15 protein-coding genes are annotated in these 24,467 nt (G+C 43.1%); 2 read left to right on the forward strand and 13 right to left on the reverse strand.

Translation table 11 applies throughout. The annotated features are described in order from the left end of the window. Positions 1 to 6: 6 nt before the first annotated feature. The 4 genes from FG28_RS02525 to FG28_RS02540 are packed head-to-tail and all read right to left on the reverse strand — an operon-like array spanning position 7 to position 6,968. Entirely contained in the window at positions 7 to 1,491 is a 1,485-nt protein-coding gene (locus FG28_RS02525) for a DASS family sodium-coupled anion symporter (protein ID WP_036379653.1), read from the reverse strand. Next, complete coding sequence (locus tag FG28_RS02530; protein WP_036379656.1) at positions 1,488 to 2,267, reverse strand: hypothetical protein; 780 nt, start codon at positions 2,265 to 2,267, stop codon at positions 1,488 to 1,490. The genes FG28_RS02525 and FG28_RS02530 overlap by 4 nt, the downstream gene beginning before the upstream one ends. Before the next feature lie 13 nt (positions 2,268 to 2,280). Beyond that, complete coding sequence (locus FG28_RS02535; RefSeq protein WP_036379659.1) at positions 2,281 to 3,699, reverse strand: SusD/RagB family nutrient-binding outer membrane lipoprotein; 1,419 nt, start codon at positions 3,697 to 3,699, stop codon at positions 2,281 to 2,283. 17 nt (positions 3,700 to 3,716) lie between these two features. Further along, positions 3,717 to 6,968 (reverse strand): SusC/RagA family TonB-linked outer membrane protein, encoded by a 3,252-nt coding sequence (locus tag FG28_RS02540; protein WP_036379661.1) that lies wholly within the window; start codon positions 6,966 to 6,968, stop codon positions 3,717 to 3,719. 168 nt (positions 6,969 to 7,136) lie between these two features. Between FG28_RS02540 and FG28_RS02545 the strand changes: the two genes are divergently transcribed. Continuing rightward, entirely contained in the window at positions 7,137 to 8,294 is a 1,158-nt protein-coding gene (locus tag FG28_RS02545) for a hypothetical protein (RefSeq protein ID WP_197062544.1), read from the forward strand. 90 nt (positions 8,295 to 8,384) lie between these two features. On the opposite strand, the gene FG28_RS02550 is transcribed toward FG28_RS02545, so the two are convergent. The 8 genes from FG28_RS02550 to FG28_RS02585 are packed head-to-tail and all read right to left on the reverse strand — an operon-like array spanning position 8,385 to position 20,756. Then, a complete protein-coding gene (locus FG28_RS02550; protein ID WP_036379662.1) occupies positions 8,385 to 10,004 on the reverse strand; it encodes a sodium:solute symporter in 1,620 nt (539 codons plus the stop codon). Between the two features lie 9 nt (positions 10,005 to 10,013). Further along, positions 10,014 to 11,198 carry an aldose epimerase family protein gene (locus FG28_RS02555; protein ID WP_036379664.1) on the reverse strand — a complete coding sequence of 395 codons (1,185 nt, stop codon included), beginning with the start codon at positions 11,196 to 11,198 and terminating at the stop codon, positions 10,014 to 10,016. A gap of 39 nt (positions 11,199 to 11,237) precedes the next feature. Next, positions 11,238 to 12,743 (reverse strand): L-arabinose isomerase, encoded by a 1,506-nt coding sequence (gene araA / locus FG28_RS02560; RefSeq protein WP_036379665.1) that lies wholly within the window; start codon positions 12,741 to 12,743, stop codon positions 11,238 to 11,240. An 18-nt stretch (positions 12,744 to 12,761) separates the two neighbouring features. Further along, entirely contained in the window at positions 12,762 to 13,460 is a 699-nt protein-coding gene (locus FG28_RS02565; protein WP_036379667.1) for an L-ribulose-5-phosphate 4-epimerase, read from the reverse strand. Position 13,461: 1 nt separating this feature from the next. Next, positions 13,462 to 15,138 (reverse strand): ribulokinase, encoded by a 1,677-nt coding sequence (locus FG28_RS02570; RefSeq protein WP_036379669.1) that lies wholly within the window; start codon positions 15,136 to 15,138, stop codon positions 13,462 to 13,464. Positions 15,139 to 15,186: 48 nt separating this feature from the next. Next, entirely contained in the window at positions 15,187 to 17,205 is a 2,019-nt protein-coding gene (locus tag FG28_RS02575) for an alpha-L-arabinofuranosidase C-terminal domain-containing protein (protein ID WP_036379672.1), read from the reverse strand. Positions 17,206 to 17,221: 16 nt separating this feature from the next. After that, positions 17,222 to 19,195 (reverse strand): glycoside hydrolase family 127 protein, encoded by a 1,974-nt coding sequence (locus FG28_RS02580; protein WP_036379675.1) that lies wholly within the window; start codon positions 19,193 to 19,195, stop codon positions 17,222 to 17,224. 7 nt (positions 19,196 to 19,202) lie between these two features. Next, a complete protein-coding gene (locus FG28_RS02585; RefSeq protein ID WP_036386081.1) occupies positions 19,203 to 20,756 on the reverse strand; it encodes an alpha-N-arabinofuranosidase in 1,554 nt (517 codons plus the stop codon). Between the two features lie 265 nt (positions 20,757 to 21,021). Between FG28_RS02585 and FG28_RS02590 the strand changes: the two genes are divergently transcribed. Further along, positions 21,022 to 21,759, forward strand: a complete 738-nt coding sequence (locus FG28_RS02590) for an NUDIX hydrolase (RefSeq protein ID WP_051947162.1) — start codon at positions 21,022 to 21,024, stop codon at positions 21,757 to 21,759. 8 nt (positions 21,760 to 21,767) lie between these two features. Here the strand turns inward: FG28_RS02590 and FG28_RS02595 are convergent, their stop codons facing one another. Further along, on the reverse strand, positions 21,768 to 24,467 hold the full coding sequence (locus FG28_RS02595) for a DUF5695 domain-containing protein (protein ID WP_036379677.1): 2,700 nt from the start codon (positions 24,465 to 24,467) through the stop codon (positions 21,768 to 21,770).

The following is a 24,467-nucleotide window of genomic DNA, read 5'->3' on the forward strand; positions in this document are numbered from 1 at the left end:
AGTTTGTCATTTGGTAATTTTATTCATAATAAAGTCGCTGAACTCCCTGGGATGGAAATCCCAAACAAGAGGCAACATATAGTACACCATAAGGGTAAGGAAGACAATGGAAAAAATGTTCATCCAAATACCGCTCTTGGCCATATCTGATATTTTCAAATATCCCGATCCAAACACCACAGCGTTGGGAGGTGTTGCCACAGGAAGCATAAAAGCACAGGAAGCCGCTACCGTTGTGGCTACCATTAAGATGTAGGGATTAATGTTCAATCCAACTGCAATAGGTGCCAAAATTGGGAGCAACATTGCCGTTGTTGCTAGATTTGAGGTTACTTCGGTAATGAAATTGACCGAAGCTATGATTACCACCACCAATACAATAAGCGCCAAACCTTGCAAAAGGGTCATCTGGTTGCCCAGCCAAGCGGCCAATCCGGTCGATTCAAACCCAGAGGCCAATGCCATACCTCCCCCAAAAAGAAGAATAATGCCCCAGGGTAATTTTACAGCGTCTTCCCAATTGATCAAGGGTTCTTTTTTATCACTCCCTGGAATTGTGAACAACAATATTCCCGCACACATGGCAATTATGGTGTCATCAATGGCGGGAAAAAAGGGTTGTAGGATAAATGAGCGGCCAATCCATGCAAACGCAGTAAGGATGAAGATGCCCAAGATGATTTTTTCTTCCTTCTTCATAGGGCCCAATTGTTTCAGTAACTGATTGATTTCCTGTCTGCCTCCGGGAAATTCTTTTTGTTTGAATTTGAAGGCAAAACGGGTGAGATAAATCCAAGCGATGAACAATAGTGGAATGGCTATAGGCAATCCCCATTTGGCCCATTGCCAAAATGTTATCTCAATACCGTAAACCTCCTCCACATATCCGGCAAAGACCAAATTTGGCGGGGTACCGATCAAAGTGGCAATACCCCCAATGGAAGCACTGTACGCAATGCCCAACATCAAGGCCTTACCAAAAATCAGGTTTTCGTCCTCAATGGTAGCAGGATTATCCCTTAATTGCGCCACAATAGACATGCCAATGGGCAGCATCATCACCGAAGTGGCCGTGTTTGATATCCACATGGACAAAAATGCGGTGGCCACCATAAACCCTAAGATGATTTTTGATACGTTAGTTCCGATCAGTCGGATGACATGAAGGGCAATCCGTTTATGGAGGTTCCACTTTTCAATGGCAATGGCCAACATAAACCCACCCATGTACAGGAAGATATATTTGTGTCCGAAGGAGGCTGTGGTGGTAGATAAATCAACCGCCCCAGTCAACGGAAACAATATGATGGGTAAAAGTGCCGTGACCCCGATTGGGATGGCCTCAGTCACCCACCAAATGGCCATCCATAATGTAATGCCCAACATACTAAATGCACTGTCAGGCATCCCTGCCGGGGGATTGAACCCTTGTAATATGAGAAAGGCCAAAGGTCCGGCCATTAAAAAGATATGCTTTTTCGAAAAGTTCATCTTTGGGTTTTAAAGGATTCAAAATTCATTTCCTCTACCAATTGTCTCAAAAAATCCCCTGTCGGTGGCAGCACAAAACACAAGTACAGTTTTTCGTCATTAATGTCCAATGTGGTAAGCCGATCTGGGATGGTATTTACCGATTCTCCTGTTAGCATTTTGGTAATGGTAAGCGCAATTAAATAGGTCCCATCAGGGGATGGGTGTTTATCATCAAAATAAAATTCTAGGTCGGGCCGCAACTCTCTTGCTCTCATGTAAACCGGCCCAACGGGAAGCACTTTGGCGTTGAGCTTGGTGGCAAGGTCCATATATCCTTTGGTAATGGCTTCTTGCATCAAAGGGTTGGATTTGTACGCCCATGTCATATAAAAAATGGGTTCGGCTCCTTTGGAACGAACCAGTTCTGCAAACTTGGCCCCATATTCCCTGAAACGTTCCGGAGCTTCAATGGTGCTTAAACTGTGGTCCCCAAAAACCACAAAATCCCACTCTTTTTCTTCCAACAGCTCCCGTGTCTTGGTACCTTTTTCTCTTTTCCAATGTTGTTCCAGGTTGCTTCCACCTACGGTGGATTGGTAGGCTGCTATGGAAACTCCTTGGGTTTCGGCCATGGCGCTCACCAATTGCGGCATATTCCAAAAATAGGTAAAGCTGTTGCCTACAAACAATATCTTGACCGTTTCTTTCTTTTCTTGAGCATTGAGGTTCACTGGCATCAATACCACCAGCAACAAGAGCGCAATGCAACAATTTTGAATGTGTTTTAGTTTCATATTTTATGTAATCCTATTGGTTAACAGGGGTTTCATCAAAAAAGTTGGGAATTGGGCTTGGAACATTGGTATTCCGGTCAATTTCTGATTGCGGATACAAAAATCGCTGTGGCAACTGACTTCCGGTATTAGGTGTTATAGGCACCCTTACTACGGTTTCACCCTCTGTTCTTCGGGTATCATTGAAAGGTTCAATCAGCCCAAAAAGGGTAACATAGCGTTCTTCCAAAATCTCACGCAACAAAGCATTGTCCCTGCTAATATTATCTGGGTTTTCCATTCCACCTGCTTCAAAATCCGCAGCCACATAAGGTTCGTATAACACTTGGGCTGGGTCTGCATTAAAAAGATACCCCCCTGTATTCATAAATGCCCTAAAATCATTCAAATTGGAAAGACCGGAAGCAAAACCGTTGACCCTGAAACCTGCTTCGGCCAAGATGAGCAAGTTTTCCTCATAGGTCACCAAAGGTGCCGGAGCATCCTGCGAGGCAAATCCATCAGTAATATTGGGCTGGATTCCAGTGCTCGTAGTAGCCAATAGAAAATTGTATCGCCCTGTTTCATCTGTTTTTGCATTGCCTCTATAGTTTGCTGGAATGGGATTTCCAGCATTGGGGTCGATCAAACTTGCCATAAAATCGGAAACCACTACATCGGCTTGACGAACCTCCACTGCAAAAAACTGATAGTTGAGATTAAAATTTTCCGCGGCGGTACCATGCGGTCCGTACATGCTGTTATCCATGGAACTAATTCCGTTGGATGCTGCGTTCAAAGCACTTTGGTAATTCTTGGTGTGCATAAAAAAGCGTGCTTTTAAGGTATATGCAGCCTCAATCCAAGCTTGGGCATCTCCATCCAAATAAATATCAGAACCAGAACTTGGTCTTCCTGTACCTTGCTCCAAAAGTGAAATTGCCGTGTTCAGCAACGTCTGAATCTTACCATAAACGGCTTCTTGTCCTTCAAAAATTGGATCGGTAATGGCTACGTTTCCCGCTTCCCCAAATGGGATGTCCCCATAAAGCGAAGCAATGGTCCCCGCAATCTGAGCCTGAAGGACCAAAGTTATGCCCTGGGCCACTGGACCAACTTCTTCATTTAGGGATACCTCTTCGGCCACAAGTGCATTTCTGAAGGCATTTACATAGGCATCATTCCAAAGTGCATCAAAATCACTGGTGGTTACCGAGTACTGGGAAAACCCTTCATGCTGTCTATCTATCCCTTTATATTGACCTGCAAATATGGAAGCTCTTCGGGCTGATTCACCGGTCTGGAATAGGATATTACCCACTTGGGCCCCGGTTAGGACCGTTCCGTAGGAACTCTCAGTAAGATTATTGGGGTCATTGTTCAGGTCATCGACCAATTTGCTACAAGACACCAGTAATGCAAAAAGTATGAAAATGGATATATAACGTTTCATTGTCGTGTTTTTTTCAATTAGAAGTTTAGGGTTAGGCTAACGAGGTACGATTTTGTACTTGGGTTGTTGAAATATTCAATTCCCCTTGCCGCACTTATACCAGAAAGGTTGGTATCCGGGTCGTTCCCTTCAAATTTTGTCCAAAGAAATAAGTTTCTACCAGTAAGTGATATTTCGGCAGATTGAAGTCCGATGGAATTTTTGATCCAATTATTGTCCAGGGTGTAGGCCAAACTCAATTCCCGCAACCGGGTCCATGATCCGTCCTCAATATAAAGTTCATCATTTCCGTTACTGAAAAATCCTCCATCGCCATTGTACCATGCTTCGGTAAGTGCCACGGGGCCAGCTCCAAAATCGCCCACATTTCCTCGAAAGGTCTCCCCAATGTTGATGATGTTACCATCCCATGTAAAATAGTTTCGGGTAGCGGTGACCTCATTGGCTGTATCGTACCACGTTCCCAAATCGCGCATAACCGATTTGGTTCCTGCATAAATATCGGCTCCTTGGTAGGTCTCGAACAAAACAGACAAGCGGAGGTTTTTATAGGAAATGCTTGAGGCAATGGACCCTTGCCAATCCGGATTTGGATCACCGATGACACCTTCCAACTGGTCTTGTTCAGGAAACCCGTATTCGTCATAGACGATGGAGCCATCTTCATTCCGAAGTGTTCTGGAGCCCCAAAGAACGCCTAATGGTTGACCTTCCACTGCTCTTGAACTCACTGCTGAAAGTCCTCCCAGATTCAAGGATTCAATTCCCGCAAGATCGGTCACCTTGTTTCGAACTTGGGTATAGGTGGCATCCACTGTCCATGAAAAATTCTTGGTATCAATTAGGCGATAACCTAAGTCAAATTCATATCCCTTGTTCTCAATCTCTGCGCCATTGGTATAGACCGAGGTATATCCCGTTGAATTTGCCTGTGGAAACTCCAATAAAACATCCTCGGTAACATTGGCAAAGTATGTCCCGCTCAAGGACAATCTATCCCTGAAAAAACGTAGGTCCACACCCAGTTCAACTTCCTTTTTACGCTCTGGTTTAAGGTTGCTGTTCCCACGACTGGAACTTGGCACAAAAGCCCCATTGCCGAACAGTCCCAAGTTGAGACCACCACCGTAAGAATCACCAAATGTGGGTGACACATACACATTGGAGGTATTGTATCGTGCGGGCTGCACCCCAACTTCACCATACGAAGCCCTTAATTTACCGAAGGAGAATACCGTGCTCTCTTTAAAGGGTTCAAGTTGTGAAAACTGCCATGCTATAGAGGTAGAAGGAAAAATAAAGGCTTTGTTGTCCGCATCTCCAAAAGTAGAGGCCGATTCTGCCCTCACAGTTCCATTTAAAAATAACATGTCATACAATGCAAAAGATGCAGAGGAATAGATACCTACGGTACGCTCTTGACCTTGGGTGCTGGTTGTTGCAATATTTTCTGGCAAGATGTTATCCACATCCCTAATGCCACTATCCACATCCAAGAACTGCACAAAATTTGTTCCTACATATCCGTTTACCGCCCTTGATTTATCATTAAAGTTGAATCCCAGCAAGAAATCACCACTGATATCGCTTGTCAAATTAAAAGCGGTTTTGGCAATATAGTCCATATTAAATATGGTATTGGTGGCCAATTCTTGGCTGATGTATCCAGAACTGAAGGCTCCCGAAGCAGACCCTGGAGTAAAGAATTCGTTCCTTTTTTCACTGTAGTGATCTAACCCCACCCTACCAATCAGAGTCAACCAGTCATTGGGTGTTGCTGTCAATTCCACATTGGTGATAAAACGGTTGACCTTGGCCAAGTTTTCCTGCTCGTTGATAGTCCATAGTGGATTGTTGTAAGTAGCAGTTCCATCGGCACCCAAAGGTTCCCTATACGATCTATGCCGGTTAGACACCGGAGTGGCATCGCTATTGGCATAATAGTCCCCACGATACCCTGTAATGTCAAACCCCACAGGGTTCCGCAACAATCCTAGGTACAGACCGGAACTGTTGGCCCCTTTTTCAATTCTATTGGATTTGGTGCGAGAGTAGGATGAGCTTATTTTTAAGCTGATGGCATCGGTGAAATTGTGCCGCGCATTGAACCGCAAGGTGGTTCGTCTATAATCTGAATTGTTCCTTATAATTCCCTGCTGATCCAAATCCCCCAAGCTGAAGAACATGGAACTTTTTTGGTTACCTCCACTAATGCTGAGGTTGTTTTCAAAAAAATGCCCATTGTCAAAGATTTGATCAAAATTTGAGTTGTGGAAGGTCTCCCTTGAGTTTTTGGTCAAGATGGGATAGTAGACATTACCAGCTTGGTCAATATAAAACTCGCCCGAGGTATCCAATTCGTCCAAGCCACCCGATCTTTCAGATAACTTATCACCCCAAGAATCACGGGCTCTTTGGTTATAAATCCCATTATCACCTTGCCCAAATTGATCTTGCAAGGGATATTTTCTATTAATCTCATCATAGGAATAGGTGCTTTTTAGGCTCACAGAAAGTTTACTGTTGAACTTTCCGCTCTTGGTGGTAATGTTGACCACACCTCCCAAGGCCTGCGTACCCCACAATGCAGCAGCAGATGCACCCTTAAGCACAGTAATGGACTCAATATCGTTGGGATTGATGTCATTTAACCGCGACTCTTGGTTAACACCACCGCTGTCACTGTTTCCACGAACATCGTTGCTAATGGGCACACCATCCACAATAATAAGGGGCTGGCTGTTCCGGGTAATGGATGACAAACCCCTTATCTGGATATAGGCCCCAGCACCAGGGTCGCCCGAGTTTCTGGTGATTCGCACTCCGGAGGACTTCCCAGAAAGGCTGTTGAGCACATTTGTCTCACCAGACTCACTAATCTTGTCTCCAGAAACTGTGGAACTGGCATATCCCAGATCATCTTTCCGTTCCCTAAAGCCAAGTGAGGTAACAATAACCTCATCAAGGGCCTCAGCACTCTCCACCATGGTAACATCCAAGGTATTTCCCGAACCAACAGCGCGAGTCACCGGAGTATAGCCAATATAACTGAACATTAGTTGGGAGGATTCATCTTTAACGGTAATGGAATACAGCCCATCAAAATCGGATACTGTTCCGTTGGTCGTCCCCTCTTCAACAATGGAAACCCCGATCATGGGCATCCCATTCTCATCGGTTATGGTTCCAGAAATGCTCTTTTGTGAAAGTACAAGTTGAGTGGAAAGGACTGCAAGTAGCAAAAATGCATGCTCTAGTCTGAATTTCATTTTAAATGTTTTAAGTTTGATTAGTTAGAAGTGAAAAACTGAAAAAATCAAAGAATTGATATTTTGATATTATTATGTGCCTTCGATTAACAATTATATAACAATTCATTAATATTATTGTTGTTTTAATAATTTTTATCGATTTTTATCAATTTTCAACCAACGTAAATGAGCAAAGAAGAAGAGATAAATAAAATTCATGCTGAATTTATCTCGAAACTTGAACATCATTATGGGCACTATGATGCCAAAAACAACAAGTTTGAATCTACGAGCAATTCCAAGATTGCCCGGGATTTGTTTTATAGTGATTCGCAATTTTCCAGATTAATAAACAACACGGCATCGGAAGGTGAGTTGACGCGGGCACTTCGTAACGTACAACGGCTTTTGGATGTGCACCAACTTCGCAGAAAATTAACCAAATTAGGGGACGGAGCCATAAAATCAAACCCTACTCGAAAAATTTTGATGTGGATTCTTGGGGCTATGGTATTGGGATTGGGGATTACCCTGTACTACTTTATTGGAAAGCAAAAAAACGAACCCAAACAGCAGCTGCCATCGCAACAAACTCGTTACGAAATGTTGAAATGGGGCTTTGAGAACAATTACATAAAGCCTTATGTGAAATTAAAGGAACTCCCCGAAGATTGCTACTACCCCTGCTACAAATATCAAGGAAAATGGATACTGAAAGACGAATATAAGATTCCTTTTTTTAGAGAGCGAAACGGGTTCCATTATGTAGCAAAAGAGGTGGTGATGTACGCTCGCTGCATGGACGAAAAAGATGATCGTGGCGAATCCTTTGAGGGCTATGAATACCAAAAACATGAAATTTGGTATGACAAACGCGAGGTTCCCATTGATTCCTTTTTAACCAAAGGCAACAATCCAAAATTGAGTACCTCGTACTTGGAGTCCAATTTAGAAGAGGATGCCAACTATGTAAAAATAGCCTACGTACACACGTTCTTTAAAACCGAATTTAACATTGATAATGGTGAAATCCATCGGTCTGGAAAAGCCATTGGCCGGGATATAGAATTTGTGGACAGTGAATTGCTGGAGCAACAATCCATTTCCTCCGAATTGTTGAACGAGCTAAAAAGCGAAACCAATTCCATTGCCAAAAATCTTTTGGAGGATTTCTCAAAACCCATTACCTGCAATCCTACAGAGGCGCCAAATCTGGATTTTAATCAAATTAAAGAAGGTGATGTGCTCAGCTTTGACTGCCAATTCAGTACGGGCCGATTTTTAGTGGATTACAACAAGTCATATATTTTTACCGATCAATACATCAGGACGTATTGCAGATAATGATCTAGGTAATTACAAAAAAGAATCTCCCTGTTTTTCAGGGAGATTCTTTTATTTTTCTGGTTTTAATCTCTTTTCAACAGTACCTACCTACTTTCCATTGAACCAAACCATTACATAAATTACAATGGCCACAATTAAAATGGATATGACTATATCCTTCCAGTTGTAGCTGTTTTTGTTTGCTTGTTTTTCTTCCTCAGAAATGGTAGCGTATGTCAAGTTCTTCAGTTTTTCTTCAGATGGCGCAGCAGTGGCATAACTCACCACCAATATCAAAATGATACAGAAAAGGAAAAACCATGACGCAAAGCTCAAGAAGTTCATATCTCCCAACATAAACCAAAAGCTGTTGGGGTCCAGTGAGCCTTTGACCAATTCCAATATAATTCGAAGGGCACCAACAATGAATCCCACAACCAAGGTGACAAATGCACCTTGGGCATTAATTCGTTTGTGGAAAATACCCAAAAGGAATACCGCCGTTATGGGTGGTGCAATGTACGATTGTACACTCTGTAAGTATTCATAGAGTACTCCTGATATGTTGGCCATAATAGGAATCCAGATAATACCAATGATTACAACGATTACGGTAGCAATCTGTCCTGTTCTTACCAATTTCTTTTCTGGAGTATTGGGGCGTAATTTTTTATAAATGTCAACGGTAAACAAGGTAGAACACGAGTTGAATACGGAAGCCAAAGAGCTCATCAAGGCTGCCAAAAGACCCGCAGCAACCAATCCTCGTAACCCGGATGGCAATAAATTACTCATTAATACAGGGAAGGCTTGGTCTGGAGTGTCCCATTCCAATTGTCCTCTCATTTTCAAGGTCAAGGCAATAACCCCAGGAATCAAAAACAAGAAAACGGGCATTAATTTCAACAGAGCTCCAAAAATGGTTCCTCGTCTTCCTTCCTTAATATTTTTGGCAGTTAGTGCGCGTTGCACAATATATTGGTCCGTGCACCAATACCAAATACCAGTAATTGTACTTGCAATCAAAAGTGGTGGCCATGGAAAATCAGGATCCGAAGCGGAGCGCCACATATTCAGATATTCCGGTGTAACGGTCTGCTTCATGCTTTCCCAACCACCTACTTCATCCAATCCAATTACAGTAAGGGCTGCAGCACCAATGATCAGTATAATGGCTTGAAGCGTTTCGGTATAAACCACCGCACGCATTCCACCCAAAATAGTATAGATTCCTGTTAATACAACGGTAGCGATGGCACCGGTCCAAAAATCGATCCCCAACAAAGCGGAAACTACAACTCCACCAGCATAAATGGTAACAGAAATTTTGGTGAGCACGTAGGCTACAATTGAAAACACGGATAAAATCCATCGGGAACGGGCATCAAAACGTTTTTCCAAGAATTCAGGCATGGTAAACACCCCAGCCCTGGCATAGAATGGTAAAAAGACCCATCCCAAAATCAATACGACCCAGGCTTGAATTTCATAAATCAACATGGGCAAACGGTCACCTGCTCCTGCTCCAGCAAGCCCTACAACGTGTTCTGACCCAATATTAGAGGCAAAAATGGATGCTCCGACTACGAACCACCCCACATTTCTACCCGCAAGGAAATAGTCTTCGGTGTTTTCTTTCTTTTTTCGGATAACCCAAACCGCAATCCCTAAAAGCACCACAAAATAGATGGATATGGAAATCCAATCAAAAGTATCCAATGTCTGCATGATAGTGGTTTATTTGGTTGAGAACTTAAAACTAGTGTGGGAGCTATAGGTATCTCCAGGATTCAATCGTGTTGTTGGAAATGTTTCCTGATTTGGAGAATCTGGATAATGTTGGGTTTCCAAGCAAAGTCCTGAACGCTTTCCATAGGTTCCTCCATTTTTTGAAGTCAAACTACCGTCCAAGAAATTACCTGTATAGAATTGAATTCCTGGTTCATCGGTATAGACCTCTAATAAACGGCCTGTTCTTGGATGATAGGCAGATGCTGCGAAGCCCAAGTTTTCCTCAGTTTCTTTGAGTACCCAGCAGTGGTCGTAACCCCCGCCTCTTTTAATTTGTTCGTTATCGGCATTAATTTCTTTTCCAACCGCTTTCGGTTCTGTAAAATCAAACGGAGTTCCTTCAACAGGACGAAGTTCGCCTGTGGGAATCAACCCTGCATCCACGGGTAAATAGGCAGAAGCGTTTAGGGTTACCTCATGATTCAAAATATCTTGGGAGAAATCTCCGGAAAGATTGAAATAACTATGTTGTGTTAGGTTCACCACAGTGGGCTTATCAGTCACCGCTTCATAATGAATATCCAATTGGTCATCTCCTGTTAAAGTATAAGTCACTTTTACATCGAGCTTTCCGGGATACCCTTCTTCACCATCGGCACTGGTATAGGTAAGCACCAATGAAGCGCCATCATCAGTGTTTTCTGTCTTGGCATTCCAAACTGCCTTATCAAATCCTTTGACACCCCCATGCAAATGGTTTGGCCCATTGTTTTTGGCCAAAGTGTAGGTTTCACCATCCAACGAAAACTGACCGTTAGCTATTCGGTTGCCATATCTTCCAATCAACGCCCCAAAATAGGGAACGTCCCCAAAATAAGATTCCAAATCATTGAACCCGAGGACCACATCCTCATAGTTTCCATTTTTATCGGGAGCCGTCCAACGGGTGATGATTCCACCGTAGGTGATCACATCGATTTCCATACCATTGTCATTACTCAGGGTGTACTTCTCCACTTTTTGACCATCGGGTGTTTCGCCAAAGGCACTTTTTTCAATATGGTTTTTCTCTGATTCCGTCTTCACCATTTCTGTTTCAGATTGGTTTTCTTTTTTATTTTCCTTACACCCTATATTTAATAGTGCTGCAAGAAAAACAAAATACAGTAAAGAAGCTTGAATTGTCTTCATCATTTTAGTTCGTTCAGTTAATTTTTTAGTTTTTATGTGCTACATATTATGCTGAAACAAATGATAATAAGCCTCATTGGCGTGAATTAAATCTTTGAAGCTTCTAATTCGTGTCTCGGCATCAATTACCAAAAGTTCTATACCAAAAATATCAGCAAAATCTTCCATGTACTCCGTGGTCAATGCCTGCGTATACACCGTATGGTGCGCTCCACCGGCCAATATCCAAGCGGTGGCAGCCACATCCAAGTTGGGTTTGGCATCCCACAGTACCCTGGCAACCGGCAATTTAGGCAAATCTGCCATAGGTTCAATGGCTTCAACTTCGTTTACGATCAAACGGAATCGATTTCCCATATCTACCAAAGAAGCATTAAGTGCATCACCAGCAGGAGAATTGAATACCAAACGTACAGGATCTTCCTTACCTCCGATACCCAACGGGTGTACTTCGCAGGAGGGTTTTCCACTGGCAATGGACGGGCAAATCTCCAACATGTGAGAGCCCAACACATAATCTTTTTCTGGGGTGAAGTGGTAAGTGTAATCTTCCATGAATGAAGTACCCCCTTCCAATCCTTTGGCCATTAATTTCATGGCACTGACCATGGCAGCGGTTTTCCAATCCCCTTCTCCACCAAAACCATACCCGTCGGCCATTAAGCGTTGAACTGCAAGCCCCGGTAATTGGCGCAATGCACCCAAGTTCTCAAATGTATCGGTAAAGGCCTTAAAACCACCATCCTCCAAAAAGGTACGCAGTGCCAATTCAATTTTGGCAGCCTCTACAAGAGATTCTCGCTGAGCGCCTCCCTTTTTAAGGGCATCCGTTAAGGTATAGCTTGATTCATATTCTTCAAGCAATTGGTCAGTTGACTTTTGATCTAACGTATCAATAATTTTAGTAATATCAGACGAATCGTAGGCATTCACAGCAACTCCGAAACGCATTTGAGCGGCTACTTTGTCACCTTCCGTAACGGCCACTTCACGCATGTTGTCCCCAATACGGGCCACTTTCATATTTTGAAGTTCATGGCAGCCTAGCGCTACTCTTGACCAAACGGCCAGTTTTTGCTGCACGCGCGCATCTTTCCAATGTCCTACCACAACCTTCCGTTTTTTGCGCATACGGGTCATCATAAAACCGAATTCCCGATCTCCATGGGCAGATTGATTCAAGTTCATGAAGTCCATATCAATGGTTTCCCATGGAATTTCTGCATTGAACTGGGTGTGAAGATGACATAATGGCTTACTCAACACGGTAAGTCCGGCTATCCACATTTTTGATGGAGAAAAGGTGTGCATCCATGCCACCACCCCAATACAATTTACATCATTGCTCGCCTCCCGGCATACAGCGGTAATTTCATCTGGAGTGGTCACCACAGGTTTAAAAACCAAAGAAATGGGCAGATTCCCAGATTCATTCAATCCATCCACAATATTCTTTGAGTTTGTGGCCACTTGTTTTAGTGTTTCAGGGCCGTACAAATGTTGGCTTCCTGTTACAAACCAAATCTCCTTTTCAGCTATTTTCATTTATCTACTTATTGATTGTCATTGACCGTAATAGGCGTTTTTACCATGCTTACGCTCATAATGTTTTTTTATTAAAGAGTCTTTTAATCTAGGGGCATTGGGGTTTATCTGAAGCGTCAAATAAGCCATCTGGGCCACGGTCTCCAATACTTTAGTATTGTACACGGCCTTGGCTGCGTTTTTGCCCCAGGCAAAAGGACCGTGATTCCCAATGAGAACCATTTCCACTTCATTGTAATCCAAGTTTCGGGATGAAAAACAGTCCAAAATCTGGATTCCAGTGTTGTGCTCATAATTGCCTTCTATCAGCTCATCGGTCATTGGTGGTGCACAAGGAATGTCTTGGGTAAGATGATCTGCATGCGTGGTTCCAAAAATGGGAATGTCCTTCTGCGCCTGCGCCCAAGAAACCGAATACATGGCATGGGTATGGGCAACTCCACCAATATTTTCCCAGTTTTTATAGAGGTAACTATGGGTTTTGGTGTCAGACGATGGCCGTAAATCACCCTCCACTACATTGTTGTCATAGTCCAAAATCACCATGTCCGATGGTTTCAGTTTCTCGTAGGGTACACCACTGGGTTTAATGGCAAAAACACCACTGTCCCGGTCGACTGCACTTACATTGCCAAACGTATAAATGACCAAGCCTAGAGCATTGAGCTCCATATTGGCCTCGTAACATTCTTCTTTCAGCGACTTATATTTTGACATTTTAAGCTTTTTTATTCGTTTGTTCTTCCACAAATTGACCGAGTGCTTTATAGGACTCCATCAATTTGGCATAGGTTTCCACTTGGGAAGCCTGCGGGAAATATTCCGCTTCAAATTCACTGCCCATAACCTTGCTTGCTTCAATTACGGATTCGTAAACCCCAGCTGCCGTGGCCGCATAGATGGCTGCTCCCAAAGCAGGTGCCTGATCAGATTCGGCTACTTTAATTGGCATATTCAAAACGTTGGCCAAGGTCTGCATGATAAAGGGTGACTTTCTGGCCACACCTCCAATACCAATAACCGATTCAATCTTCACACCTTCTTCCTCGAATCGGTCCACAATCATTTTGGAACCAAAACAGATGGCATTGACCAAGGCCTTAAAAATATGAGGCGCTTTTGTTCCCAATGAGATTCCGGTTATGGCGCTCTTCAATTCTTGGTTGGCATCGGGCGTTCTTCGTCCGTTAATCCAGTCCAACGCCATGGGCACCACTTCTGAAAGTGGAATGGCCTCTGCTTGTTCTGCTAAAGTCCGAATAAACTTGGCTTCAACTTCTTCTTGCAATTGTTTCTTCTGCTCATCGGACAAAACGGATGATTTCATCACCAAATTATCCAACGGCCAAGCCAGCACAGTTTTAAACCACGCCAAGACATCGCCAAATGCAGACTGACCTGCTTCCAATCCCATCAATCCCGGGATTACGGAGCCATCAACCTGACCACAAATTCCTTTTACGGTTTTATCGCCAACCGCATCGTGGGTAGACACCATGATATCGCAAGTGGAAGTACCCATCACCCGAACGAGTGCATGGTGGTCCACTTTGGCCCCCACTGCTCCGGCATGGGCATCAAAGGTTCCCACGGCCAATACGGTATTGGTGGTAAGTCCCAATTTGTTGGCCCACTCCTCATTCAAATGACCTGCAATCTCGTTGGACGTATAGGTTTCATCATACAATTTATCCCGAAGGGATGCCAAATATGGATCTAACTTGGACAAAAATTCTTGGGATGGCAATCCACCCCAGCTTTCATGCCACATGGCCTTGTGACCGGCAGCACATCTGCTTCGTTTGAATGTTTCTAAATCTTTATGGTCTGCCAATAGATACGTGATGAAATCACAATGTTCCATCCATGTGTGGGTAGCTTCAACAACATTTTTATCTTCCCGAGCTACATGAAGAATCTTGGCCCAAAACCATTCGGAGGAATAAATACCTCCTTCATATTTGGTATAATCCTCACCGCCCCAGCTTCTGGCCAGTTCATTGATTTCATTGGCTTCTTTTACTGCTGTGTGGTCCTTCCACAATACCATCATGGCATTGGGATTTTCCTGAAATCCTTCGACCAAGGCCAAAGGGGTTCCATCTTTTGTCAAAGGCATGGGTGATGAACCTGTAGTATCTATACAAATTCCCAAAACGGTTTCTGGATTTACACCACTTTGCGATACCACCGCTTTGATGGTATGTTCCAAACCTTCAATATGATCCAAGGGATGCTGCCTAAACTGGTTGATACCAGGTTTACAGTATTTCTGTTCTTTCCAGCGCGGATACCAAAAGACCTCTGAGGCCAACTCCGCTCCATTTTCCGTATCAATCAAAACCGCTCTAACCGAGTCGGAACCATAATCCAATCCTATTACGTACTTTTTCATTGTGTTGGTTAGTGTCTGGGACTTCTTTTTGACCCAAAAAACTTTATTTTACTGTATTTTAATTTTTAAGACATTCATTGAATAGGGTTCAACAGTAACCTCAACTACCTCAGCACTAGTCTCAAAGGTACTTTCTTTTGGGCTTATTAAGTCTGGAGATTCGAATGAATTTACCGCTCGTAAATTGTTGTTTTGAAGGGTGAGCATTGTTCCTGTTTTATCTAGATTTCCATTATTGGTGGTAAGCTTCAATGCTTGTGGATGCGATTCGGTATTTACTATTTTTACAATTAGCTCACCTGTATTGGCATCTTTAACCGCACTGGCATACAATCCTTCTTGCCCTATCAAGGGTTTTCCGTTTTCCGATATTCCCAACAAATCTGTCCCTGCATTAGTAGCATACATTTTTTGCACTTGATAATTGGCGGTACCGTAAGATTCCAAATTATTGAACCATATCATGTCCGGAGTCCATTGCCATGCATCGGCATGTGCCATAAGGGGAGCATACGAAGTAAGCTGAACCACTTCCGCATTACGTTCCAATCCCGTCATAAAAGCGGCTTCGGAGAGAGCACAATCCCAATTGTTTTCATTATCAGGACTTGCAATGGCCACGCTTTGCGCAGCATATTCACCTGCAAAGACCTTGGGCCCATTTCGGTCATAGCTGTCATATCTTGTTGCATTGTCCCGGAACCATTGTGGAGGACGGTAATAGTGTTCATCCACAATCTCAGCATTCATTTCTTTAAGTTGTTCCCATCCGTATTCAAAATAATCGCCATCGGGGAAAGGTCCACTTCCTGAAACAATGATAATTTCTGGATATTGCTCCTTGAGTGCCTTTTCAAAAATGGCATAGCGTTCAATATAAGCGGGACCCCATTGTTCATTTCCAATACCGATGTACTTCATATTGAAGGGTTCTGGATGACCCATATTGGCCCTTACCTTACCCCAAGCGGTATTGGTGTCTCCGTTGGCAAATTCGATAAGATCTAATGCATCTTGTACATAGGGATCCAATTCATCCAATGGCACCAACTCTCCTGTGTTGAACTGGCAAGCGATACCACATCCCAAAATGGGAAGCGGTTCGGCACCCATATCTTCTGATAGCTGGAAATACTCGAAAAATCCCAAACCAAAACTCTGATAGTAATCCGGAGTGGGTCTATGACCGAACTCTGTGTTCCAGCGATTCACCAAAATCTCCCGGTCTTCAATGTCACCAACGGTTTTTTTCCACTGATAGCGTCTGGCCAAGGTTCTTCCTTCTACAATGCATCCCCCTGGAAAACGCAGAAATCCAGGGTTCATATCATCCAACAGCTGTACCAAATCTTTGCGAAGCCCTTTTTTTCTTCCTTTCCAAGTATCTTGGGGAAACAAGGAAATCATATCCAAATCTATCGCGCCTGTACCTTCAAAAGTAATCTTGACTTTGGCCTTCATTTCAGATTTGCTGACCATAAAACTGGATTCATAGGTCTTCCACGAATCACTATCCGGACTGATGGAAGTTTCCCCCAATACCTGATCTAGAGAGTCAACCACTTGAAGGTTTATTTTTTGAATATTGCCTGAATGTTTGGCAACGTCTATGGAAAAATCATACTGGGCACCTTCTTTGACCCCCATACCTCGGAAACCTTCATTTATCAAGACATAGCCTTGATCACTGTTGACCGCAACCCGAGCGTAATTATGGTTGTTGGTATCCCCAGCATATTTCACAATACTTAAAATACCCGATTCAGCATTATAGGAGTGTCTATCACTATTGGGCTCTACCCAGCCTGTTTTTGGCAAGGTAAATTCAAAGGAACGGTTCTTTATCATTTCGGCATAAATGCCGCCATCAGCCGCAAAGTTGATATCCTCAAAAAACACACCGTACATGGTTGGTTGAATCTTTATTCCGGTATCGCCCAAATCAACCACAAGATTACGGTTTACCACTTTAGCACCTTCAATGGTATCCTTTTTCTCTGTTTTACAAGAGACAAGGCTCACCACTATGGCCAGTCCCATTACATATTTCACCATTGAATGCCTCATCATTGTTCCGCTTTTGCTAGTTAGTTTCTGTGGGTAGCCATACCTTCATTTTACCTACGCCCCTATTGGACCAAGCATAGTATGGTATAGCGGTTAAATTATCATTGGAGATAGTGGTTACGCCCCCCAATAAGTCAGGTTGCATCTCCACCTGAAACTGATCGTTGGAAGTCAATTTGATGTTATCAAAATCTCCTTTGTTATCAATCTCTTCCACGGCGTATACGATGGGTCCGTATTCCAAGGACATTTTGCCCTGGTCTTCTTCCACCAATGGGTTGGCAATAACTTTTCGTACTTCCATGGGGAACTCCAAATTCACTACATCGCCAGCTTTCCATTCACGGGTTACAGTATAGTAGCCATTGTCTGCAGTTGCATCAATGGATTCTCCGTTTATAGTTATGGAGTTGTTCTCATCCACTGGATTGGCATAGTGATATAGGTCACTGGGCAACACCTCGTTTCTTGCCCATCCGGGAACCCTGAACTTCATGGTAAATTCACCAGCTTCATCAGGATCAACAGTTAGTTTCACTTTTCCGTCCCATGGATAGGATGTTTCCTGCGATACCTGAATGGCTTGATCTTTAAGATCAACCGTGGCATCGTTGGCTGCATAAAGGTTTACAAATATGGTATCGTCAGTCTTAGAATAGATCAAACCGGGCATAGCGGGAATAAAACGGATAACATTGGTTGGACAGCACGAACAATCGAACCAATCCTTACGTGTGCACGCCCCCTGATTGAACTTATAAACCCCATCGGACTCCAAGGCATTAGGATAGAAAAATTTCTCACCGTCCAATGAAAGTCCTGAGATAAGACCATTATATAAAGTTCTCTCAATGACATCAAAATATTTTACATCTCCGGTTAGATTATGTAATCTGTGATTCCAATATACATCCCCGATGGAAGCACAGGTCTCGTTATAAGCCGTTAAATTGGGCAACTCGTAGTTTTCACCAAAAGACTCTCCTTCATGTCTTGCGCCAATACCTCCGGTAACATACATTTTCTTGGTCACCATATTGTCCCAAAGTGCATTTACCGCTTTTAGATAAGCTGTATCTTTTTCAATGGCGGCTATATCCGTCATCCCGGCATACATATACACTGCGCGAACGGCATGGCCTACTACCTCATCTTGCTCTGTTACCGGCAAATGGTCTTGTGAATAGGGTCCGAAAAGTTCATGGTTTTCTGGGTCACCCCTATGATCTAAGAAGTATTTGGCCAAGTCAAAATATTCTTTTTTACCCGTAACCTCATATAATTTGATAAGTCCGGTCTCTATAATCTGGTGACCGGGAACGGCTGCAATCTTTCCTTCTCCATCCCCAAAGGTTTCTACCATAAGGTCGGCATTCTTAAGGGCGATGTCCAAGAAATTACGCTTTCCAGTAGCCTTATAGTGCACTGCGGCGGCCTCAAACAAATGACCTGCATTGTACAGTTCATGGCTCATGGCGAGATATTCCCATCGTTTTCCTTCTTCTACCTTAACCCATTCCGCTGGTGGTTTTGCAGGATTTATGGTCCTCCAAGTGGTGAGATAACCATCTTCTTCCTGTCCCACTTTAATAATGGACACCAAGGAATCCAACAAGGATTCCAATTGCGGGTTTGGCGCACTGATCAAGGAGTTGGATGCTCCTTCAATAATCTTGTAGACATCGGTATCATCAAAGGGCATGGCCCCTTTTACCGTTCCTTCCATCTGCCCTCCAGCGATCAGGAAATTGTCAAAACGCCCTTCCTCGTTACATTTCTCAATGGCAAATTCAATGGTTTTTTCCTGGACCCTTTCAATAATGGGTAACCAAAATTCATCCTTCAATTTTACATTTCTGATGTTTATGGCTTCAATGGGATAGCCCTCCTTCACCTTTGCCTCTGGGGCATCTTCTTGTTTTTGGGTATCCGTCTTGCACGATGCCAAAAGGGCCAAAAGACCCACTGCTAGAATTAATCCTTTTTTCATTTTTTTATTATTTTCCTTCTAATACGATAAGTGAGTGCGCAGGCACTTGAATGGTGAGCACACCTTTTCTGAGTTTAAAATCTTTGAATTCACCAGGCACAACCTTTTCAGGATTGTTGAACGAGTTGTGATCCTGAAGTTTTTCTGATGTCAGTATTTGAGCCTTAATGTTTTTGATATCTAGGTCGGCTACATTTACTTCTACTGCTTTTTCAGCTTGGGAATCGATATTGACCAAGGAAATGTGGACCGTATTGTCCGCATCTTTTGATGCCGATACCGATATGGTAGGAAGCCCACGGTACTGGGCGTTGTTCTCAATTTTTGAAGGAAGCAACATTGCATCTTGGTGCACCTTGTACATGTTCATCACATGATAGGTAGGCGTCTTGATCATTTTTTCCTCATCGGTGAGAATCACAGCCTGCAGTACATTGACCATTTGGGCCAAATTCGCCATTTTTACCCGTTTTGCATGATTGTTAAAGGTATTGAGTACAGTACCGGCAATCATTACATCCCGGATAGTATTTTGTTGGTAGAGCACACCATTCTGTACTTCGGGTTCAGCATCGTACCAACCACCCCATTCATCCACAAAAAGGTCTACCTTTCCATCGGGATCATACTTATCCATGATGGCAATATGCTTGGTCACATACTCTTCCATTTTAAGGGCCTGCTCCATACTTTTGAAGTAGATTTCCTCATCAAAATTTACTGATGGTCCTTTGGCATTCCAATCAAAAACGGCATAGTCATGCAAAGCAACCGCTTCCATTAGGCTATAAGGTACGTTCTTCATCAAGGTTTCGGTCCAATGGTAATCATCTTCGGAAGCGCCGGATGCAATTCTGTATACTCCGCCAGTATTGTTCCAATCCGACATAAAGGTTGCATACTTTCTATAAATATCGGCATAGTACTCAGCAGTCATATTTCCACCGCAGCCCCACGTTTCATTACCAACGCCCCAGTATTTTACATCCCAAGGTTTTTCTCTTCCGTTTTCCCGCCTCCAGTCAGCCATTGGGCTCACTCCGTCATGGTTGGTGTATTGCATCCAATCTATCAATTCCTGAACGGTTCCACTCCCAACATTGGCAGACAGATAAGGTTCTGCACCCAATTCTTCACAGAGATTCAAGAAGTTATGTGTACCAAAACTGTTGTCTTCTGTTGTACCTCCCCACCAGCGGTTTACAATGGTTGGACGGTCTTCTTGGGGTCCAACACCATCTTTCCAGTGATAGGTGTCGGCAAAACAGCCACCGGGCCAACGCAAGTTGGGAATGTTCAACTCTTTTAGGGCTGCAATAATATCATTACGAACTCCTTCGGTATTGGGAATAACGGTATTCTCTTCTCCAACATAAAGGCCATCATAAATACATCGACCCAAATGTTCGGCAAAATGACCGTATATATGTTTGCTTATTTGTATAGAATCAGCATTCTTGCTAATTTGAATAGTTACCGGTTGCTGTGCTAAAAGCAATGAAGGTAAAACAAAGCCCAAAAAGACCATTGCATATTTTAAAACATGTGCACTAATTTTCATAACGGAAGGTTTAAAAAAAGGCCATGGCAAGACCATGGCCTTACTATAATTACTAAGCTTAAAACTAACTCAAAATAGGTTTCGCAAAGCGAGTTATCTATCAATCAATTTTAAAGTGTATCTTACACACTAGTAAAGAACGTAAAGAATTTTGGATTTTGCAAGGATTAGCGTTAAAAAAGTGTTATGAAGACACCTAGATTATTTTTTGTGTTTACCTTACAAACATTTGCTTAACATAATTAGATTTAGGATTTTAGTCCTCATGAAAATAATCAACAACCTAGAAGAAGCCGAAGATATAAATATGCAACTCAATTATTATGACAAAGAAGATCAGGTGCTTTTGGCCGTTGACTGCATCATTTTTGGCTTTGATAAGGAAAACCTGAAAATACTGCTCATTAAACGAAATTTTGAACCAGAAAAGGGTAAATGGTCCTTAATTGGTGGTTTCTTAAAGAAGAATGAAAATCTTGATCAAGCAGCAGTTCGGGTACTGCACACGCTCACAGGGCTCAGCGATATTTATATGGAACAGTTGTACACCTTTAGCAAAATAGATCGTGATCCTGGCCAGCGAACCATCTCTGTTTCCTATTATGCCCTCATTGATGTTGAATCCCACAAATTTGACGGCATTCAGATTGATTCGGCCCGATGGTTTGAACTTAATGAAGCCCCCGATTTAATCTTTGACCACAATCAAATGGTACAAAGAGCCATGGCCCGGCTCCGAAGGAGAGCACTCACCAAGCCTATTGGGTTTGAACTGCTCCCCGAAAAATTTACCATGCGGCAGCTGCAAAATCTTTATGAATCTATCTTGGACAAAAAACTGGACAAGAGGAACTTCATCAATAAAATCAATTCATTGGATGTGCTCATCAAACTAGATGAAAAAGACATGACCGTTTCCCGTAAAGGTGCCTATCTCTATGTATTTGACAAGGAAAAATACAATAAGAAAGTAGAGGAAGACGGGTTTATCTTTAAGATCTAATCTACTTTTTATATTACTATTTTTTGCTCTTTACTATCCAATGGAATTTTGTACGCCCCCCTGACTTTCTCGAAGGGGAGACTGATGTTTTCAGCATCCACTCGTAAAAAAGCGTTTGGTGTATAATCATCTTTGCCTCCAAGGGTGATTTCAACTTTCTCAGTTTTAGTGTTGTAGCTCACTTTATCAAAAGTTCCGGCATCCAAAGTCAGCCACATTTTTTTGGGAGCAATGTAAACCCTTGATTTTGCAGCGGTAGTAATATCCACTTCAAGGATAGCTCCCTTTTGGGTCAGGTTTCCACCGAAAGCCAACCACCCTAAATCCGCATCTTGGGTAATGTAGGTTGCCGAATTCACGGCATAGCCATAAAAACCGGAACCATAATCCCCAGTAATACCATCTATTTTTAAGGTAGATGGAAAACTGTGAAAGGCTGCTGGGCCAAAACCATCTTGGGTAATATTTGAAATTCCGCCCAAAAGACCACCATAGCCTACTTTTAAAAGATAGAGATCATCAGGGTTCTTTCTGAAGTGTTTCAATACAGGAATAGCGTTCAAGGAAGAGCCATAGTGATGGATTTGACGTTCTACACGAGAAGTTTTCCCTGCTTTGCCCCCGTACAAGAAATCCCAATATCTTCGGGCATTTCCATTATACGCCCAGTGGGGCATGGTGGGCATATAGGCCAAAATAGCACTCAAAGTGACCCATGCTTTTCGATCATAGCCAAAATAATCGGACCACATATATACCTCTTCCTGACCTGTGGAATCCCATGGCATTTCACTGCCAAACGGATAATCCAATGCCCTCCAATGGTTGGCACGTTCCTTCATGCGTTCCTCCAAATTAGCGGCCATATCTTCAAAAGCCTCATTTTTAAGGTCTTCCAAAATCAGCAGGAACACAGAACCTTCCATTTGACCGAATTGGGCATAATATGGCGCTTTTTCCACCATCGCCACACTGGTGTGGTAGGCGTTTTCCAAATACCATTGCCAAGATCTATTATCCACCAAGCCTTCATGATATCGAGCCAAACGATAAAGCACCCAATAGGCCGCCGCTACGTGGGGATAATTATATGATCTACCTGGATCATTCGCATGTTTGTGATCCCAAGCCGCCCATGTACCATAATTGATTGTATCACTATAGGTGCCTTTGGGCAATGAATCGGGTTCGTAGTAGAACAGACTTTTTTTCACTCCATATTTTAGTGGACCATCGCTATATTGAATTCCACCCCACAGTGTGTTGTCCACAAATTTCTGAAGTTTCACGATTTCCTCGCGATCGGGTTGCACCAATTGCTTCATTACCGCAGCCAACCAACTACCAGCACCTCCTTCATCACTTAAACCACTGATCCAAACCCTACTGTCTTGGGTTACCTGCTCTTTCTTATCATAATCATAGGTGATGGCAGATGGGTTTCTTCCGAAAGGATCATTTGGGTCATCGAACCATTGTTCGTTGGTCAAAAAACGACCAAAATCGGAAATGACTTCCTCCTCGGGCTTTATTACTTTATAGTTGATGGTCTGTTTTAATCCGTCCACATAGGTGACAGTAACCCGAGCTCTCCCCCATTTTTTTCCTGAGACCCTAAATTTTTTTAATCCTGATGCCGTAGCGCCATCTTCTTTTACATCCAAAGCGTCTTTAGGCTCTACAATTATGGAACTCACTCCACTTTTGTAGTTGAGGAACAACTGGGCATCTACATCTTGGGGCACCACATAGCCGGGAACTCCGGTTGCCACAGGACGCTCCTCTTTCACCAAGGTTTCCTGTATGTCTTTTATCCCTTCGGACAGGACCAGCTTTAATGCAAAATTCTTGGTATCGTTGGGCTGTAGCACCAAAGAGGTCGGCGTGTTCCACTGCTCCACACCTTTCCATTCGTTATCAGCATAGGCCTTGCTATAGACCATCCACTCATGGAAGCCTTCAAAAACAATACTTCTTCTGGTAAGATCATCCAAAAGTGGTCGATAGGCTTCAAAAGACATATTTTCCTTAGGAAGTACCAATAACGCGGGTCCTCTTCCGCTAAGGCGCTTCACCTCCAAATAACCGGCATCTTTTCCAATGTAAGGATCAAAAAATACGTTTTGGGCATGCGTCTCGGTCAAAGATTTTCCTTCCAAAATATTGTTGAAAATCATAGGAATTCCCAAAGCGCCAATTTCAACAGGTGTGCTTTGCGTATTGGTTATTTCAAATCGTATCACCAACTGGTCATTATCCAATTCATAATAGCGTTTTACGGATACCGGAATGTCTTTGGGCAATGTATTGGCCAAATCAGCAGCGGCCAAAATGTTACCGCTCACTTCCAATGGTGTTACCGCTGCCCTAGCGGTTGCCGTAGAGAAATCCATCCAATTGCCATTGGCGTCCTTTATTCTAAGGTTGATGTCGCCCAAGTGATACAAACTATCCTTGTCTCGAAGCTCCAATCGGTCCCCAGGGTTAAAATCAAAATTCAATGCCTTGACAGGACGAAGTGCGGCCACAGTTTGTGATGCCTTGACCAACTTCAGTTGAAAATCAGGTGTATTGAACTTTTCATACACCTCTGCAATACCCAAGGTAGGCTCCCGTTGCTCAATTCGTCCCCAATATCCTTGGGCTTCCATTCTAAAAATGGTACCAAAAAACAATAGCAGTCCAATCCAAAATAGCCTATTCTTCAT

This window comes from Muricauda sp. MAR_2010_75 (assembly GCF_000745185.1).
Classification (GTDB): domain Bacteria; phylum Bacteroidota; class Bacteroidia; order Flavobacteriales; family Flavobacteriaceae; genus Flagellimonas.

What these genes read in the sequence shown, in the direction of transcription:
- FG28_RS02590 (WP_051947162.1), top strand. Translation starts at nt 21,022, where the DNA reads ATGAAAATAATCAACAACCTAGAAGAAGCCGAAGATATAAATATGCAA.
- FG28_RS02540 (WP_036379661.1), bottom strand. Translation starts at nt 6,968, where the DNA reads ATGAAATTCAGACTAGAGCATGCATTTTTGCTACTTGCAGTCCTTTCC.
- FG28_RS02570 (WP_036379669.1), bottom strand. Translation starts at nt 15,138, where the DNA reads ATGAAAAAGTACGTAATAGGATTGGATTATGGTTCCGACTCGGTTAGA.
- FG28_RS02585 (WP_036386081.1), bottom strand. Translation starts at nt 20,756, where the DNA reads ATGAAAATTAGTGCACATGTTTTAAAATATGCAATGGTCTTTTTGGGC.
- FG28_RS02545 (WP_197062544.1), top strand. Translation starts at nt 7,137, where the DNA reads ATGAGCAAAGAAGAAGAGATAAATAAAATTCATGCTGAATTTATCTCG.
- araA (WP_036379665.1), bottom strand. Translation starts at nt 12,743, where the DNA reads ATGAAAATAGCTGAAAAGGAGATTTGGTTTGTAACAGGAAGCCAACAT.
- FG28_RS02530 (WP_036379656.1), bottom strand. Translation starts at nt 2,267, where the DNA reads ATGAAACTAAAACACATTCAAAATTGTTGCATTGCGCTCTTGTTGCTG.
- FG28_RS02550 (WP_036379662.1), bottom strand. Translation starts at nt 10,004, where the DNA reads ATGCAGACATTGGATACTTTTGATTGGATTTCCATATCCATCTATTTT.
- FG28_RS02565 (WP_036379667.1), bottom strand. Translation starts at nt 13,460, where the DNA reads ATGTCAAAATATAAGTCGCTGAAAGAAGAATGTTACGAGGCCAATATG.
- FG28_RS02555 (WP_036379664.1), bottom strand. Translation starts at nt 11,198, where the DNA reads ATGAAGACAATTCAAGCTTCTTTACTGTATTTTGTTTTTCTTGCAGCA.
- FG28_RS02525 (WP_036379653.1), bottom strand. Translation starts at nt 1,491, where the DNA reads ATGAACTTTTCGAAAAAGCATATCTTTTTAATGGCCGGACCTTTGGCC.
- FG28_RS02575 (WP_036379672.1), bottom strand. Translation starts at nt 17,205, where the DNA reads ATGAGGCATTCAATGGTGAAATATGTAATGGGACTGGCCATAGTGGTG.
- FG28_RS02580 (WP_036379675.1), bottom strand. Translation starts at nt 19,195, where the DNA reads ATGAAAAAAGGATTAATTCTAGCAGTGGGTCTTTTGGCCCTTTTGGCA.
- FG28_RS02595 (WP_036379677.1), bottom strand. Translation starts at nt 24,467, where the DNA reads ATGAAGAATAGGCTATTTTGGATTGGACTGCTATTGTTTTTTGGTACC.
- FG28_RS02535 (WP_036379659.1), bottom strand. Translation starts at nt 3,699, where the DNA reads ATGAAACGTTATATATCCATTTTCATACTTTTTGCATTACTGGTGTCT.